This is a genomic window from Bradyrhizobium sp. 179, from assembly GCF_023073535.1.
Lineage (GTDB): Bacteria > Pseudomonadota > Alphaproteobacteria > Rhizobiales > Xanthobacteraceae > Bradyrhizobium.
On sequence record NZ_JADPJR010000116.1, the window covers coordinates 248,161 to 264,557 of the forward strand.

At 65.8% G+C, this 16,397-nt stretch carries 13 protein-coding genes; 4 read left to right on the forward strand and 9 right to left on the reverse strand.

Annotated elements, in window-relative coordinates; all coding sequences use genetic code 11:
• Positions 1 to 69 precede the first annotated feature (69 nt).
• The 4 genes from addB (at position 70) to IVB12_RS27915 (ending at position 8,260) form a co-directional block, all read left to right on the forward strand.
• Complete coding sequence (gene addB / locus IVB12_RS27900; protein WP_247303898.1) at positions 70 to 3,216, forward strand: double-strand break repair protein AddB; 3,147 nt, start codon at positions 70 to 72, stop codon at positions 3,214 to 3,216.
• Entirely contained in the window at positions 3,210 to 6,719 is a 3,510-nt protein-coding gene (gene addA, locus IVB12_RS27905; protein WP_247303899.1) for a double-strand break repair helicase AddA, read from the forward strand. The genes addB and addA overlap by 7 nt, the downstream gene beginning before the upstream one ends.
• A 67-nt stretch (positions 6,720 to 6,786) precedes the next feature.
• Positions 6,787 to 7,107, forward strand: a complete 321-nt coding sequence (gene trxA / locus IVB12_RS27910) for a thioredoxin (protein WP_074121876.1) — start codon at positions 6,787 to 6,789, stop codon at positions 7,105 to 7,107.
• Positions 7,108 to 7,252: 145 nt separating this feature from the next.
• Complete coding sequence (locus IVB12_RS27915) at positions 7,253 to 8,260, forward strand: ATP-dependent DNA ligase (RefSeq protein WP_247303900.1); 1,008 nt, start codon at positions 7,253 to 7,255, stop codon at positions 8,258 to 8,260.
• Between the two features lie 11 nt (positions 8,261 to 8,271).
• On the opposite strand, the gene IVB12_RS27920 is transcribed toward IVB12_RS27915, so the two are convergent.
• The 9 genes from IVB12_RS27920 to sppA form a co-directional block, all read right to left on the reverse strand.
• The gene (locus IVB12_RS27920; protein ID WP_247303901.1) at positions 8,272 to 9,012 is read right to left on the reverse strand and encodes a metallophosphoesterase family protein; all 741 of its coding nucleotides are present in this window, start codon (positions 9,010 to 9,012) and stop codon (positions 8,272 to 8,274) included.
• A gap of 17 nt (positions 9,013 to 9,029) precedes the next feature.
• Positions 9,030 to 10,373 (reverse strand): folylpolyglutamate synthase/dihydrofolate synthase family protein, encoded by a 1,344-nt coding sequence (locus IVB12_RS27925; RefSeq protein ID WP_247303903.1) that lies wholly within the window; start codon positions 10,371 to 10,373, stop codon positions 9,030 to 9,032.
• Positions 10,370 to 11,311: an acetyl-CoA carboxylase, carboxyltransferase subunit beta gene (gene accD / locus IVB12_RS27930; protein ID WP_247303905.1), complete on the reverse strand. Its 942-nt coding sequence runs from the start codon at positions 11,309 to 11,311 to the stop codon at positions 10,370 to 10,372. Before accD ends, IVB12_RS27925 begins: the two co-directional genes overlap by 4 nt.
• Positions 11,312 to 11,483: 172 nt before the next feature.
• Positions 11,484 to 12,320 carry a tryptophan synthase subunit alpha gene (gene trpA / locus IVB12_RS27935; protein WP_247303908.1) on the reverse strand — a complete coding sequence of 279 codons (837 nt, stop codon included), beginning with the start codon at positions 12,318 to 12,320 and terminating at the stop codon, positions 11,484 to 11,486.
• A complete protein-coding gene (gene trpB, locus IVB12_RS27940) occupies positions 12,317 to 13,531 on the reverse strand; it encodes a tryptophan synthase subunit beta (RefSeq protein ID WP_247303909.1) in 1,215 nt (404 codons plus the stop codon). Before trpB ends, trpA begins: the two co-directional genes overlap by 4 nt.
• Positions 13,528 to 14,199: a phosphoribosylanthranilate isomerase gene (locus IVB12_RS27945; protein WP_247303911.1), complete on the reverse strand. Its 672-nt coding sequence runs from the start codon at positions 14,197 to 14,199 to the stop codon at positions 13,528 to 13,530. Before IVB12_RS27945 ends, trpB begins: the two co-directional genes overlap by 4 nt.
• 65 nt (positions 14,200 to 14,264) lie before the next feature.
• Positions 14,265 to 14,657, reverse strand: coding sequence for a lipopolysaccharide assembly protein LapA domain-containing protein (locus IVB12_RS27950; protein WP_247303913.1), 393 nt, complete (start codon positions 14,655 to 14,657; stop codon positions 14,265 to 14,267).
• 71 nt (positions 14,658 to 14,728) lie between these two features.
• Positions 14,729 to 15,034 (reverse strand): integration host factor subunit beta, encoded by a 306-nt coding sequence (locus IVB12_RS27955; RefSeq protein ID WP_008539997.1) that lies wholly within the window; start codon positions 15,032 to 15,034, stop codon positions 14,729 to 14,731.
• A 173-nt stretch (positions 15,035 to 15,207) separates the two neighbouring features.
• A complete protein-coding gene (gene sppA / locus IVB12_RS27960; protein ID WP_247303915.1) occupies positions 15,208 to 16,188 on the reverse strand; it encodes a signal peptide peptidase SppA in 981 nt (326 codons plus the stop codon).
• Positions 16,189 to 16,397 lie beyond the last annotated feature (209 nt).

A 16,397-nucleotide genomic window follows, 5' to 3' on the forward strand; every position in this document is an offset into this window, starting at 1 on the left:
ATCCTCACCGGACCCATGACCATTTGACCTTGTCTGCCTATATTGGCGCCTGATCGAATCAGGCAGCCCATGCGCGTTTTCAGCATTCCCATCTCAGTTCCGTTCCTGCGCACTGTCGTCGCGAGCCTGCTCGACGGCCGGCTGGTCGAAGGCTTCGAAGCGCGCAAAGAACCGGCGCGGCTTGCGGATGCGACTCTGTACCTGCCGACCCGACGCGCGATGCGCGTGGTCCGCGAGATCTTCCTCGACGAGATGAAGGCGGATGCTGTGGTGCTGCCGCGCATCGTCGCACTCGGCGACATCGACGAGGACGAGCTCGCCTTCGCCGACCAGGGCGAACAGTTCTCCGGCACGACGCCGCTCGACATTCCGCCCCGGCTCGGCGAGCTCGAACGGCGGCTGACACTGGCGCAACTGGTGGCGGCCTGGGCCAAGCGCCCGGTGCTGTCCCCGCTGGTGGTCGGCGGCCCCGCCTCGACGCTTGCATTGGCGTCCGATCTTGCACGGCTGATCGACGATATGGTGACGCGCGGTGTCGACTGGAGCGCGCTCGATGGGCTCGTGCCTGATAATCTCGACCGCTATTGGCAGCACTCGCTCGAATTTTTGCGCATCGCGCGCGTTGCCTGGCCCGGCCACCTCGCCGAGATCAAACGGATCGAGCCGGCGGCACGGCGCGATCTCCTCATCGCGGCGGAAGCCAGGCGGCTGACCGCGCATCCGAACGGGCCGGTGATCGCGGCCGGTTCAACCGGCTCGATGCCGGCCACCGCTAAATTCCTCCATGCGGTCGCATTGCTGCCGCATGGCGCCGTGGTTCTGCCGGGCCTCGACACCGATCTCGACGAGGACGCCTGGCGCACCATCGGCGGCGTGCGCGATGCGCTCGGCAAGTTCGCGGAGCATCCGGCGTCGAACCATCCGCAATATGCCATGCATGCGCTGTTGCAGCGTTTTGGCATCAAGCGCAGCGACGTCGACATTCTCCACCCGCCGGCAGAAGGCGGGCGTGATCTGCTCGCATCGGAATCGATGCGGCCCTCGGTCAAGACGGAAGTTTGGCATGACCGGCTGAAGCAGCCGGATGTCGCCGCAAAGATCGCCGGCGGCATGAAGAACCTGGCGGTCGTAGAAGCCCCCAACCCCGAAATGGAAGCCCTCGCGATCGCCATCGCGATGCGCGAGGCGCGGCATCTCGACAAATCGGCGGCGCTGGTGACGCCCGATCGCGCGCTGGCGCGGCGGGTAATGGCTGCGCTGACCCGATGGGACCTCGCCTTCGACGATTCCGGCGGCGACGTGTTGATGGAAACATCGGCCGGTGTCTTTGCCCGCCTCGCGGCAGAGGCCGCGACCAAGGGCCTGGAGCCGCCGACGCTCCTGGCGATGCTGAAGCATCCGCTGTGCCGGCTCGGCCGGCTGCCTGGCGCATGGAAGGCGGCGATCGAAGGACTCGAGCTCGCGGTCTTGCGCGGCACACGCCCACCCGCCGGCACGGCCGGCCTGTTGCGCGAATTCAACCGTTTTCGCGACGAACTGGCAAAGCTGTGGCGCAGCGAAGTCTCCGCGCTCCATCGCGCGGAGCCCCGCGCGCGGCTCAAGGCGGAGGATCTCGATCGCATCCAGGCGCTGATCGATGCCTTGCGACACGCATTGGCGCCGATCGAGAGCCTGGCCTCATCAAAACCTTATGACTTCACCGAGCTCGCGCACCGGCATCGCGAAATCCTGATCGAGCTGTCGCGCGATGAGCAGGGCATTCCGCTCGGCTTCGAGGATCGCGAGGGCCTCGCCCTCGCCAGCGCGTTCGACGATCTGCTGCGCGGCGGAACGACCAGCGGGTTGATGGTGCCGTTGCCTGACTATCCCGATGTCTTCCAGACCGCGTTCGGCGACCGCGCGGTGCGGCGGCGGGATAGGCCGGGCGCGCGGCTGCAAATCTACGGCCCCCTGGAATCGCGCCTGATGCAGGCTGACCGCATCATCGTCGGCGGCTTAATCGAGGGCGTCTGGCCACCGGCACCACGCATCGATCCCTGGCTCAGCCGGCCGATGCGGCACGAGCTCGGTCTCGATCTGCCGGAGCGCCGCATCGGCCTCTCCGCGCATGACTTCGCACAGTTGCTGGGCGCCGACGAGGTGATCCTCACCCATTCCGCCAAGGCCGGCGGCGCGCCGGCGGTGGCGTCGCGCTTCCTGCACCGGTTAGAGGCGGTTGCGGGCGACCATCACTGGAAGGCGGCAGTTCGCGCCGGCGAGAAATACGTGCAGTTCGCCGGCGCAATGGACCAGCCCGACGAGGTCAGGCCGATCAAGCAGCCGGAGCCGCGACCGCCGCGCGCGACGCGGCCGCTCAAGATGTCGGTCACCGAAATCGAAGACTGGCTGCGCGATCCCTACACGATCTACGCCAAGCGCATCTTGCGATTAGATGCGCTCGATCCCGTCGACATGCCGCTCTCGGCTGCCGACCGCGGCTCGGCAATCCATGGCGCGCTCGGCGAGTTCACGGAAACCTATGCGGCACGCCTGCCGGACGATCCCGCGCGCGTGCTGCGCGCGATTGGCGAAAAACATTTTGCCCCGCTGATGGAGCGGCCCGAGGCGCGGGCGCTGTGGTGGCCGCGTTTCCAGCGCATCGCGCGCTGGTTCGGCGAATGGGAGACGGCGCGGCGCGATGCGATCGAGGCCATCACGGCAGAGACCCACGGCGAGATCTCGATCACGCTCGACAACGCGCGCAGCTTCCGCCTCTCCGCGCGCGCGGACCGCATCGAACGGCGCCAGGGCGGCCGCTATGCCATCCTCGATTACAAGACCGGGCAGCCGCCCACCGGCAAGCAGGTCCGCATGGGCCTGTCGCCCCAGCTCACGCTGGAAGCTGCGATCCTGCGCGAGGGAGGCTTCCCCGACATCGAGGCCGGCGCGTCCGTGAGCCAGCTCGTCTATGTCCGCCTCAGCGGCAACAATCCGCCGGGCGAGGAGCGGGTTCTCGAGCTCAAGTTCAAGCCAGGCGACGAGCCGCAACCACCAGACACTGCGGCGGCCGAGGCGCGCGCCAAATTGGAGGCGCTGATCCGCGCCTTCGAGGACGAGAACCAGGCCTACACCTCGCTGAACCTGCCGATGTGGGCGAACCGCTACGGCACCTATGACGATCTCGCCCGGATCAAGGAATGGTCGGCGGCCGGCGGATTGGGGATCGAGGAATGGTGAAGGCACCGCGCCCCATCCCCGACGAGGTGCGCGCGCGGCAGGCGCGTGCATCCGATCCGACCGCATCGGCTTTCGTGTCGGCCAACGCGGGCTCGGGCAAGACGCATGTGCTGGTGCAGCGGGTCATCCGTCTGCTGCTCGCGGGCGTGCCGCCGGAAAAGATCCTCTGCATCACCTTCACCAAGGCCGCGGCCGCCAACATGGCCGAGCGCGTGTTCACCACGCTCGGCCATTGGGTGACGCTGGACGACGCTGCGCTCGACGCAGCCATTCGCGCGGTCGGCATCCCGCATCCCAGTGCAAAGCTGCGGCGCGAGGCGCGAAAGCTGTTCGCCTGCGCGCTGGAAACGCCGGGCGGGCTGAAGGTGCAAACGATTCACGCGCTGTGCACACGCCTGCTCCAGCAGTTCCCGTTCGAAGCCAACGTGCCGGCACGCTTCGCCGTGATCGACGAGCGCGACCAGACCGACATGATGGAACGCGCCAATCTGAAGGTGCTGCTGGAGGCCGCGCGCGATCCCGAGAGCGTCACCGGCCGCGCACTGTTGACGGCAATGGCGAGCGCCGCCGACGTCACCTTCAAGGAGGTCGTACGCGAGGCGTGCCTCAGCCGCGATCATTTCATGGCCTGGACCGACCAAGCTGGCGATGCCGGAGCGGCGGTCGAACAGATGGCGGCTGTGCTGGGCGTCGATGCGGGCGACCAGATCGAGGATGTCGAGATGGAGATTCTCGACGGCCCTTTCCTGCCGCGGTCGCGCTGGGACGATATCGCGCTTGCGCTGGAGGACGGCAGCAAGTCGGACAAGGACCAGGCCGGCCGGCTCCGCGAAGCAAAAGTCTTTTCCGGCAGCGCGCAGGTCGATGCCTATCTCTGCGTCTTCCTTACCGACGACAAGCTGCCGCGCAAGGTGGTGCTGACCAAGAAGTTTTGCGATCACAACCCGTCCGTGGCCCGGCTGTTCGAGGCCGAGGCGCAGCGGCTCGGCGGGTTGATCGAGAAGCGCCGCGCGGTGACCATGCGCGACCGCACCGCGGCCCTGCTACATATCGCGACCGCTGCTGCCCAAAACTACCGCCGCGAGAAGCAGGAGCGCGGCCTGCTCGACTACGACGACCTCATCGACAAGACGCTGGCGATGCTGGACCGCGTCTCCGCGGGCTGGGTGCATTACAAGCTCGATCGCGGCGTCGATCACGTCTTGATCGACGAGGCCCAGGATACCAGCCCGCGGCAATGGGACATCGTCGCGCACATCATCTCCGAGTTCACCGCAGGCGAAGGCGCGCGGGAGGGGCTGAACCGCACCATCTTCGCCGTCGGCGACGAGAAGCAATCGATCTTCTCGTTCCAGGGCGCGGCTCCCCACGAATTCGATGCCCGACGGCGCGAGCTGCACCGCAAGTTCACCGCGGCCGGGCTGAAATTCGACCCGGTCGCCTTCACCTATTCGTTCCGCTCGGGCGCCACGATCCTGCACTCGGTCGATCACGTCTTCCGCGATCCCCAGATCTACAAGAGCATCCATTCGGTCGAGATCGGCCACCCCCTGCACAACGCCCTCGCCGATGCAGGGCCGAGCGTGATCGAGCTGTGGGATCTCGCGGAGGCCGACGATCGGCAGGACATCGAAGGCTGGCGCGCCCCCTTCGACGGCGTCGCCGTCACCAGCCCCGAAGTAAAGCTCGCGCATCGCATCCAGGCCGAAATCAAGCGGCTGGTCGAGAGCGGCACGCTGACGGGGCACGAAGGCGAACGCCGGCCGCTGCGCTATGGCGACATGCTGATCCTGGTGCGGCGACGCGGCAACGCATTCGATGCCGTGATCCAGGCGCTGAAGCATGCCAACGTGCCGGTCGCCGGCGCCGATCGGCTCAAGCTCACCGAGCACATCGCCATCATCGATCTGATGAATCTCGCCGATGCGCTGCTGCTGCCGCAGGACGATCTCGCGCTCGCGGTGGCGCTGAAGAGCCCGCTGTTCGGGCTCGATGACGACGACCTCTTTACCCTCGCCTGGGATCGCAAAGGATCGCTGCGCCGTGCGCTTCGCGAGCATGCAGCCACAAGCGAGAAGTTCGCCACGGCATTGCGGCGCCTGGAAGCCTGCGAGGCACGCGCGCGCGAGGAGACGCCGTTCGCGTTCTACGCCTGGCTGCTCGGCGGCGATGGCGGCCGTGCGCGCATCCTGCGCCGGCTCGGCTTTGAGGCCAACGATGCGCTCGACGAATTTCTGGAGCTGGCACTGAACTACGAGCGCAAGGCGCCGGCCTCGCTGCAAGGCTTCATGGCCTGGCTGCGTTCGGCCGACACCGAGGTGAAGCGCGACATGGAAATCTCGCGCGACGAGGTGCGGGTGATGACGGTGCACGGCGCCAAGGGCCTGGAGGCTTCGGTCGTGTTCATGGTGGACACTACGTCCTCGCCCGCGGACTCGCAGCGGCTGCGGCTGATCCATGTGCCGCGCGGCAATGGCGGCGAGGTGGTGGTCTGGGCCGGTCGCAAGGCGGACGACCCGAAGCCGGTCGCCGAGGCGCGCAAGGCGATGCTGGAGGAGACCGAGGACGAATATCGCCGCCTGCTCTATGTCGCGATGACGCGCGCGGCCGACCGCCTGATCGTCGGCGGCTGCATGCCCGGCAATATGAAGACCGTCCGCAAGCTGAGCTGGTACGATCTGGTCGATACCGGTCTCGCCGGCTCGGGCCTGGACAAGCAGGTCATCGAGACGCCGCTCGGCAAGGTGACGCGGTTCTCGCGGCCGGAGGATGTCGTGGCACTGGGCGCACCGGCGGCATCGGTCCGCCAGACGATCACGCTGCCGGGCTGGCTGCGGACGCCGGCTCCGCGCGAGACCGTCGACGATGATGCCCTGCGCCCCTCCGGCCAGTCGGCCGAACAGGGCCGCAGCGTACGATCAGGCGAATCGGTGCAGTCGCGCGCGCTGGCGCTGCAACGCGGCACGCTGGTGCACCGGCTGCTGCAATCCCTGCCTGATATCGCCGCCGAGCGCCGGCGCGAGGCCGCACGGGACTTCATGGCCCGCAATGCCCCGGACTGGCCGGAGGCCGACCGCGCCGCGCTGGCCGACAAGGTGCTCGCCTTGATCACTGAGCCGCGCTTCGCCCCGGTCTTTGCCGCCGGCAGCAGGGCCGAGGTCGCCATCATCGGCAAATTGGAGCGGCCGGGCGGCGTCCCGGTGCTGGTGTCGGGGCAGATCGACCGGCTGGTCGTTCGCCCCGAGGAGGTCCTGATCGTCGATTTCAAGACCAACCGGGCGGCGCCCGGAAGCGCGGCCGAGGCACCCGCCGCCTATGTCCGGCAGCTCGCGCTGTACCGGGCAGTGCTATCGCGGCTTTATCCCCAAAAGCCGGTCCGCGCCGTCCTGCTCTGGACCGAGGCCCTTGAATATATGGAGATTTCGGCCCCCGCGCTGGACGCGGCGCTGGCATCCCTTCATCTCGGTGTGAGCGTCCTTGACCCGGCAAGGGGCCGTTCATAGGTTGACCCCATGATCCCAAGCGCGATTCCAGGTCGCGCCGATTCTTTCAACAGAGTGAGGTACTCCAATGGCCGTTAGCAAGGTTTCCGACGCCGATTTCGAAACCGAAGTGCTCAAGGCGAACGGCCCCGTGGTCGTCGATTTCTGGGCCGAATGGTGCGGCCCCTGCCGCATGATCGCGCCCGCCCTCGACGAGATCGCCGGCGCGATGGGCGACAAGGTCAAGATCGTGAAGCTCAATGTCGACGAGAGTCCGAAGACCGCGTCCAAGTACGGCGTCATGTCGATCCCGACCCTGATGATCTTCAAGGGCGGTGAGATGGCTTCCCGCCAGGTGGGCGCGGCGCCGAAGGCGAAGCTTCAGCAGTGGATCACCTCCGCGGTCTGATCCGCCTCGCGCAGGATTATTTTCGAAAGCGGCCGGCGAAAGCCGGCCGTTTTGCGTTGACGGGACATGTTCAGCGTAGGACGAGTCCCTTCCCTTGCCAGCCCCTCCCGCAAAACGCGCCCGAAAATCGACCTTACTCGTAGCAATGGAGGCGAGGTCGGTCGAGGCGATCCCGCGCGGCAAGGAGTGGCAGTACGAGCCGAAGTGGGATGGCTTCCGCTGCTTGCTGGCGCGCAGTGGCAGCGACGTCGATCTCCGCTCGAAGTCCGGCGAGGATCTCGCGCGCTATTTTCCTGAGATCGTCGCCGCCGCGCTGAGCCTGAAAGCGGATCGTTTCACGCTCGACGGCGAGATCGTCGTGCCGCACGGCAAGGGCTTTTCCTTCGACGCATTGCTGCAACGAATCCATCCCGCGGCAAGCCGCGTGAAGAAACTCTCGCAGGATACGCCGGCGCTCTACCTCGTCTTCGACCTGCTCGAAACAGCCAAGGAGAAGCAGCTTGCCGCAAAATCGCTGAGCGAGCGGCGCCCGGTCCTGGAAGCATTTGCGAAAGATCATTTGAGGAACAGCCTTTTCCGTCTCTCGCCGGCGACGACGAACTACACCACCGCCCAAAAATGGCTGGCGCAGTCGGGCGGCGGCTCGGATGGCGTCATCGCCAAGCGCGTCGACCTGCCTTACCAGGCGGGAACGCGCGAGGGCATGCAGAAGATCAAGAAGTTTCGCAGCGCCGATTGCGTTGTCGGCGGCTTCCGCTATGCCAGCAACAAGATCGGCGGCCGCAACGTGGTCGGCTCGCTGCTGCTCGGGCTCTATGACGACAAGGGCTTGCTGCACCATGTCGGCTTCACCTCGGCGATCAAGGCGCAGGAGAAGCCGGCGCTGACCGATTGCCTGGAGGCATTGATTGGCGAGCCCGGTTTTACCGGCAACGCGCCGGGCGGACCGAGCCGCTGGTCCACCGAGCGCTCGGCCAAATGGTGTCCGCTCAAGCCGAAGCTGGTGATCGAGGTCTGCTACGACCATTTCAGCGGAGAACGCTTCCGCCACGGCACCTCGATCCTGCGCTGGCGTCCCGACAAGGCACCGCGGCAATGCACATTCGAGCAGTTGGCGCAGAAAGTGGCCGATCCGATGAAGTTATTGAAGTGAAGTAGCCACAGCTATTTGATCCACCCCGTCGCCAGCGCATTCGCCAGTTCGGGCTGATTGTTGCGTCGCGCCAGCGCGGCCATGGCCTCGTGATCATAAGTGACGTGGCGCAACGTCACCTGCCAAGCGCCGTCAGCGAGTTCGAGAACGGCATAACGCGCGTGCGGCGTGCCGGCTTCGACGACATGCGGGAATGGATGCTTGTCCCGAAAGCCGGGACTGCCGACGCTGCCGGGATTGACGATCAGCCGCCCGTCGCGCAGGCGCACGGCCCGTGCAAGGTGGGTGTGGGCGCAGAGGATCAACGACTGCGTGATGCCTTGCGCGAATGGTTCGATGCGATCGAGCGGCGACAGCGCCACCGTGCCGTCGGGACGCACGGTATCGAGCCAGTACACCTCGTCGCTGCCGGGCGTCGCGTGGCAAAGGAACACCTGTTCTCGGAAGACCCGTGTCATCGGCTGCGCGCGCAGCCAGTCGAGCTGCGCGGCGTCGATCTGCGCATGGGCGGGACGATCCCACGAGCCCATCTTTTCCGGAGCGCGGTCGAGCAGATAGCGGTCGTGATTGCCAAGCACGTGCACGGCGTCGAGCCTCATCAGGATCTCGATCGTCCTGCGCGCATCGAGCGGCCCGCTCAGCATGTCGCCGAGATTGACGACGTCGGCAACGCCGAGGGTGCGGATATCGGCGAGCACCGCTTCGAGCGCGAGGTAGTTTCCGTGGACGTCGGCAATCGCAGCAAAACGCATCGTGGTCACCGTAGTCGCTATGCAGGAGGCGTGCCGTTGATTGCGAGCACGTGGCCGGCCAGATACAACGAGCCGGTGATCAGAATGCGTGGCGGCACCTCGTAGGCGAGCTTCGCCAATGCGCGCAGCGCAGCTTCGATGCCAGGCGCGGGCTCGACGCGCATGCCGAGGCTGCGCGCGGCGTCCGCCAGGCGGTCGACCGGCATCGCGTTCTCGGCATCAGGGATCGGCACCGCGATGATGTGACGGGTAAGCCCGGCGAAATTGGCAAGAAAACCCCGCGCGTCCTTGTTGGCCATCATGCCGGCGATGACGACCAGCGGCCGCGACACCCGCTCTTCGAGATCACCGAGCGCGGCGGCGGCCACGCGGCCGCCTTCCGCATTGTGCCCACCATCGAGCCAGATGTCCGAGCCGTGCGGTCCCCAAGAGAGCAGCTCCCCCGAGGTGATGCGCTGCATTCGTGCCGGCCATTCCGCCCCGACGATACCGGCCTCGAACGCCGTCTGGTTGATCTTGAACCCCGGGAGGGCGCGCAGCGTCGCGATTGCAAGGCCGGCATTGTCGAACTGATGGCGTCCGAACAGGCGCGGCGCCGCAAGATCCATCAGGCCGCGATCGTCGGAATAGACCAGACGTCCGCGCTCGACATTGACGTGCCAACTTTCGTTCGCCGCAAACAGCGGCGCGCGCATGCGCCTGGCCTGTGCTTCGATCACGGTCATCGCCTCGGCAGCCTGCTCGGCACAAATCACGGGCACGCCACGCTTGATGATCGCGGCCTTCTCGCCGGCGATCGATGTCAGGGTCGACCCAAGGAAGTCCATGTGGTCCATGCTGACAGGCGTGATCACGCAGGCCGCCGGCGCATCGACCACATTGGTCGAATCGAGCCGGCCGCCGAGGCCGACTTCGAGCAGCACGACATCGGCCGGATTCTGTGCGAACAAGAGGAAAGCCGCGGCGGTCTTCAGCTCGAACAATGTCGCAGCCTCGCCGGCATTGACGCGCTCGATCTCTTCCAGAGCAGTGCGCAGTTCATCGTCGCTGACGAGCACGCCGCCGCCGACGCGACCGAGCCGGAAGCATTCGTTGATGCGGACGAGATAGGGTGAGGTATAGGCGTGGACGCGCAAGCCCGCGGCCTCCAGCGTCGCGCGCAGATAGGCGAGGGTGGAGCCCTTGCCGTTGGTGCCGGCGATGTGGATCACCGGCGCCAGCTTGCGTTCGGGATGGCCGAGCCGCGCGAGCAGACGATGCATCCGCTCGAGCCCGAGATCGATGCGTTTCTGATGCAGGGCCGACAGCCGCCCGATCAGTTCGCCGAGCGGCGGCTTTGTGCTGTCAGAGGACGCGTTCACGCGTGGGGCGCAGCCGGCGCCGTCTCGGCGGCCGATACGATCTGCGCGGGGCTCGCGACCGGCTGCACCGATTTCGACGCGCCTTCCTGCGCCGGCGCCTTGGTCAGCAGGCGGCAGAGCCGTGCCAGGGTCGGACGCAATTCGTGGCGATGTACGACCATGTCGACCATGCCGTGCTCCTTCAGATACTCGGCGCGCTGGAACCCCTCGGGGAGCTTTTCGCGGATGGTCTGCTCGATCACGCGCGCGCCGGCGAAACCGATCAACGCGCCGGGCTCGGCGATGTGCACGTCGCCGAGCATGGCGTAGGACGCGGTGACACCGCCGGTGGTCGGATTGGTCAGCACGACGATATAGGGCAGTTTTGCCTCACGCAGCATCTGCACCGCCACCGTGGTGCGCGGCATCTGCATCAACGACAAAATGCCTTCCTGCATGCGCGCGCCGCCCGATGCGGCAAACACGATGAATGGCGACTTCTTCTCAACCGCGAGCTCCATTCCGCGCACGATGGCTTCGCCCGCGGCCATGCCGAGCGAGCCGCCCATGAAATCGAAGTCCTGCACGGCGACGACGACGGCGGAGCCTTCGAGCTTGCCGTAGCCGACCTTGATCGCGTCGTTGAGGTTGGTGCGCGCGCGCGCATCCTTGATGCGGTCGACGTATTTTTTCTCGTCGCGAAACTTGAGCGGATCGGGCGTGACCTCGGGCAGCGCGACGTCGAACCAGGTCTCGTTGTCGAAGATCGACTTCAACCGCGCCACCGCGCCCATGCGCACGTGGTAGTTCGAGCCGGGGATGACGAACTGGTTGGCCTCGACGTCCTTGTAGAACACGAGCTGTCCGGAATCCGGACACTTGATCCACAGATTCTCCGGCGTCTCCCGCCGCAGCATGTTGCGGATCTTCGGCCGGACCACATTGGTAAGCCAGTTCATGCTTTGCTCCGATGCGCGAACCGCCTCGCGGGTCGCCTGAAGAATATATGGCGGCCGGGCCGCTGCCCGGCAAGCCGCCGTATCGCCTGCCTTAGAGCATGATCCGGAAAAGTGTGAAGCGGTTTTCCGACAAGATCATGCTCAAACTTAAGAGCTAAAGCGGAACTATGGCCTATTCCGCCGCTTGCTGCGCCCCCTTGACGCCCCGGGCCAGGGCCGCCGTCAGCTCGGCGACGGCGTCAACGGTTTTATCGGTCGCTCGCCCCTCGGCGTCGAGGCTGTTCTTGAGCGCATCGACCAGCGCTGTGCCAACTACGGCGCCATTGGCATGCGAGGCGATCGCCTTGGCTGTCTCCGGCGTGCGGATGCCGAAGCCGACGCAGACCGGCAACTTGGTATGTCGCTTGATGCGGGCAACGGCTTCGCCCACCGCCGAGGAGTCCGCAGCCGCCGCTCCGGTGATACCGGTGATCGAGACGTAGTAGACGAAGCCCGAGGTGTTGGCGAGCACGGCCGGCAGGCGCTTGTCGTCGGTGGTTGGCGTCGCCAGGCGGATGAAGTTGAGGCCGGCCTTCATCGCCGGCAGGCACAGCTCGTCGTCTTCCTCCGGCGGCAGATCGACGATGATGAGGCCATCGACACCTGCGCTCTTCGCGTCAGCCAGGAACTTGTCGACGCCGTAGATGTAGATCGGATTGTAATAGCCCATCAGCACGATCGGCGTCGCGTTGTCGTCCTTGCGGAAGCCGCGCACGAGCTCGAGCGTCTTCTTCAGCGTCATGCCGGCCTTGAGCGCGCGCAGACCCGCGGCCTGGATCGACGGACCATCCGCCATCGGATCGGTGAAGGGCATGCCGATCTCGATCACGTCGGCACCCGACCTCGGCAGCGCCTTGATGATCTCGAGCGACGTCGCCGCATCAGGGTCGCCGGCCATCAGGAAGGTCACGAACGCCGGGCGGCCCTGCTTCTTCAGCTCGGCAAAACGGGTGTCGATACGCGTGGTCACTTCTTGCCCCTCAGGATGTCGCCGACTTGCGGGACGTCCTTGTCGCCGCGGCCGGAGAGATTGACGACCATCAGGTGATCCCCAGGCCGCTTCGGCGCGAGCTCCATCACCTTGGCGATGGCGTGCGCCGGCTCGAGCGCGGGAATGATGCCTTCCAGCCGCGACAGCAATTGGAACGCAGCGAGTGCTTCGTCGTCCGTCGCGGAGAGATATTTGACGCGCCCGACCTCGTGCAGCCAGGAATGTTCGGGGCCGATGCCGGGATAGTCGAGACCGGCCGAGATCGAATGCGCGTCCTGGATCTGACCGTCCGCATCCATGAGAAGATAGGTGCGGTTGCCGTGGAGCACGCCGGGACGGCCGCCCGCGATCGAGGCGGCGTGCAGCTGCGTGAGCCCGTGGCCGGCGGCTTCGACGCCGAAGATCTCGACGGAGGGATCATCGAGGAACGGATGGAACAGGCCCATCGCATTCGAGCCGCCACCGATGCAGGCCACCAGCGAGTCCGGCAAGCGGCCCTCGATCTCCTGCATCTGCGTCTTGGTCTCGTTGCCGATGATCGACTGGAAGTCGCGCACCAGCGTCGGATAGGGATGCGGGCCCGCCACCGTGCCGATGCAATAGAACGTGTTGTGCACGTTGGTGACCCAGTCGCGCAGCGCCTCGTTCATGGCGTCCTTCAGCGTGCGCGTGCCTGACTGCACCGGCATCACCTTGGCGCCCAGCATCTCCATGCGGATGACGTTGGGCTGCTGCCGCTCGACGTCGACAGCGCCCATATAGACCACGCATTCGAGGCCGAAGCGAGCGCATAGCGTCGCGGTGGCAACACCGTGCTGGCCGGCGCCGGTCTCGGCGATGATGCGCTTCTTGCCCATGCGCCGCGCCAGCATGATCTGGCCGAGCACATTGTTCACCTTGTGCGAGCCGGTGTGGTTGAGCTCCTCGCGCTTGAGATAAATCCTGGCGCCGCCGAGATGCTCGGTCAGGCGCTCAGCGAAATAAAGTGGCGAGGGCCGGCCGACATAGTTCTTGAGGTAGCCGTTCATCTCGGCCTGGAACGCCGGATCGGCCTTGGCTTCGGTATAGGCCTTCTCCAGATCGAAGATCAGCGGCATCAAGGTTTCGGCGACGAAGCGGCCGCCGAAAATGCCGAAATGGCCGCGCTCGTCGGGGCCACTACGGTAGGAATTGGGTTTGGCGACGTTCATCGGACACTCAACTCTTGGCTCGTATCTTGGCTGGCGCGCGCGGCGCGGATGAAGGCCTTGATCATCTCCGGATCTTTCACGCCCGGAGCGCTCTCGATACCGGAGGAGACGTCGACGCCGCCGGCTCCGGTGACGCGGATGGCTTCCGCAACGTTATCGGCGTGAAGCCCGCCCGAGACCATATAGGGCAGGCTCACATCGAGATTTTGGAGCAGGTGCCAGTCGAAGGGGGCGCCGAGACCACCGGGGCGGGTTGCATCTTTCGGTGCGCGCGCATCGAACAGGATGCGGTCGGCGACTGCGGCGTAGCCGGGCAGCACCGCGAGATCGGCAGATGTGGCGACCGGCAACGCCTTCATCACCGGACGGCCGAACCGCTGCTTGATGTCGCGCAGCCGCGCCACGCTCTCCTTGCCATGGAGCTGCAGAATGTCCGGCGACAGCGCGTCCATGATGTTGTCGAGCATGGCATCGTCGGCATCGACGATCAGCGCGACCTTGAGCGCACGGCGCTTCACCTGGCGGCCGAGATCGCGTCCCGCTTCCAGCGACAGGTGCCGCGGCGACGGCGGAAAGAACACGAACCCCACCATGTCGGCACCCGCCTCGAGCGCCACCTCAAGCGTCTCGGGCGTGGACAGGCCGCAGATTTTGACGAGCAGGGACATGGTCTCAAAGCGGATGGAGGCCGCGGGCCCGCGGCCGGAAAACAGGGCTTCGGTTGCGGCCGCTTCTACAACGTCGCGCGCTGCTTGTCTCGCCCGATGGGCCCGTAAAGGCCGACCCCCGAGGGGACGGGGAGGCGCTGGGACTCGGCCCTTGCCGCGGCCATTTGGGCCCGCAGATCGGCCAGTTCGCCCTTGGCAGCTCGTGCATCCGCCTCATTCCGGCGCGCCGCGCGCCGCCAGTGCCACTGGCCGAGCCAGGCCGCGCATCCACCCGTCAGCACGCCAAGGGCAGCGACCAGGATCAAAAGCAGGAACAGCGGCAAGGTGACCGACAGCGACGGGTCGGCCGACATGAAGGGATCGAAGGAGACGGTGACGAAATGCCGGTTGGCGATGGCGAAAACCAGCAGGAGCAGGCCCAGCGGAATCACGATCAGCGCGGTCAGGAACTTTCGCATCTCGCTTCGCTCGCCTTGAATCAAGCTTGCGGCCGCATCATGCGCGACCGCAGAAAATCCTGACGCCGGGCTCAATCTGCCGCGCCGGGATCCGGATGGTCGCGGTTCAGCCGCTCGCGCATTTCCTTGCCGGTCTTGAAGAACGGAACGCTCTTCTGGTCGACAGGCACATGAGCGCCGGTGCGCGGATTACGCCCGGCGCGTGCAGGGCGATGCTTGACCGAGAAGGCACCGAAGCCGCGCAGCTCGACGCGATCACCGCGTGCGAGGGCCGCTACGATCTCTTCGAGAATCGCATTCACAATGTTCTCGACATCCCGCTGGTACAGATGCGGGTTGTGCTCGGCGATACGCTGAACAAGTTCGGATTTGATCATCGAGAGATAGGACCCGGGAGCGTGCGGATGACCATTTCCGTGAAAATACCTTGATCTGTCAAGACGCTAAATCAAGATTGAGCGTCGTGAAAATACGTGACAAATGCCGAAAAAGCAGGCTGTGCCGGCACCCGTCACGCGGGAAAACCCCCGCACGCTCGCCTCGGTTCCAGTCAGTTTGACGCGGCCGGCTGCCACAGGGCCAGCATTCCATCCATTCCGAACCGATCGACCGCCTGCGCGACGCCGGTTTGCCCGATTTGATGCGCAATCGAGCTCAAACCCAGCGCTTCCAGCGTCACAGCGGCGGCCGTCTTGAGGAATGGCAGATCGCCGAAGCGCGGCTCGAGCTTGTAATCGCGCACGCTGAGCCCCTTCTTGACGCCCTTCTGCTCGACCAGCCAGGTCACCGCCGTCTTCTCGTCGCCGATCTGGTCGATCAGCTTGAGATCGATCGCCTGACGGCCGGTGAAGACGCGGCCATCGGCCACTTTCTCGAGCAGCGTGTCATCCATGCCACGCCGTTCCTTCACCAGGCCTCTGAACCAGGCGTAGGAATCCTTCACCAGCGCATCGAGCGCGGCCCGCGCCTCGGGGCTGGTGGGCTCGAAACCGTTGGGCGCGGCCTTCAGCGGCGACGACTTCACCTCCTCGACCTTGACGCCGATGGTCTTCAGCAACTCGGAGACATTGGGGTATTGAAACAGCACGCCGATCGAGCCGACCAGCGAGCTCTGCTGGGCGATGATGTGGTCGCTGGCGATCGCGGTGATGTAGCCGCCGGAGGCGGCGAGGCCCTCGACCACGACGACGAGCGGCTTCTTCGCCTTCAACCGGGTGAGCGAATCGTAGAGCTGCTCGGAGCCGGCGGTGGTGCCGCCCGGGGAGTTGACGTGAACGATGACGGCAGCGGCCTGCGAATTCTCCAGCCGCTCCAGCGCCTGGGTGCGATCGGAATCGCTGCGGATCAGGCCCTCGATGTGGACGCGCGCGATCGAACCGGCAGACGCGAACGTGCCGCGCGCACCTGGTGTCGCGATCAGTGCAAAGCTCGCAATCGCCGCGACCGCGATCAACGCGGCCATCACGCGCCAGAACGTTAGCTTGCGGCGGATCCTGCGGCGATCGACGATGATGTCCGAATCGAGCGACATCGGAATATCTCCAAAATGAAAGACGGAGCGCGTTGTGCCGTCACAGCGTAACCATCGGCTTATTCTCGATACATCAATTGCGGCGCAATTTGAAGAAAACAAGGCCCGTCCGAGCCCGGATGGAGCGAAGCGCAATCCGGGATCGTCGGCCGAGGAAGGACTTTCCGGGTGACGCTGCGCTCCATCCGGGCCGCGAGCACGCAACAAAA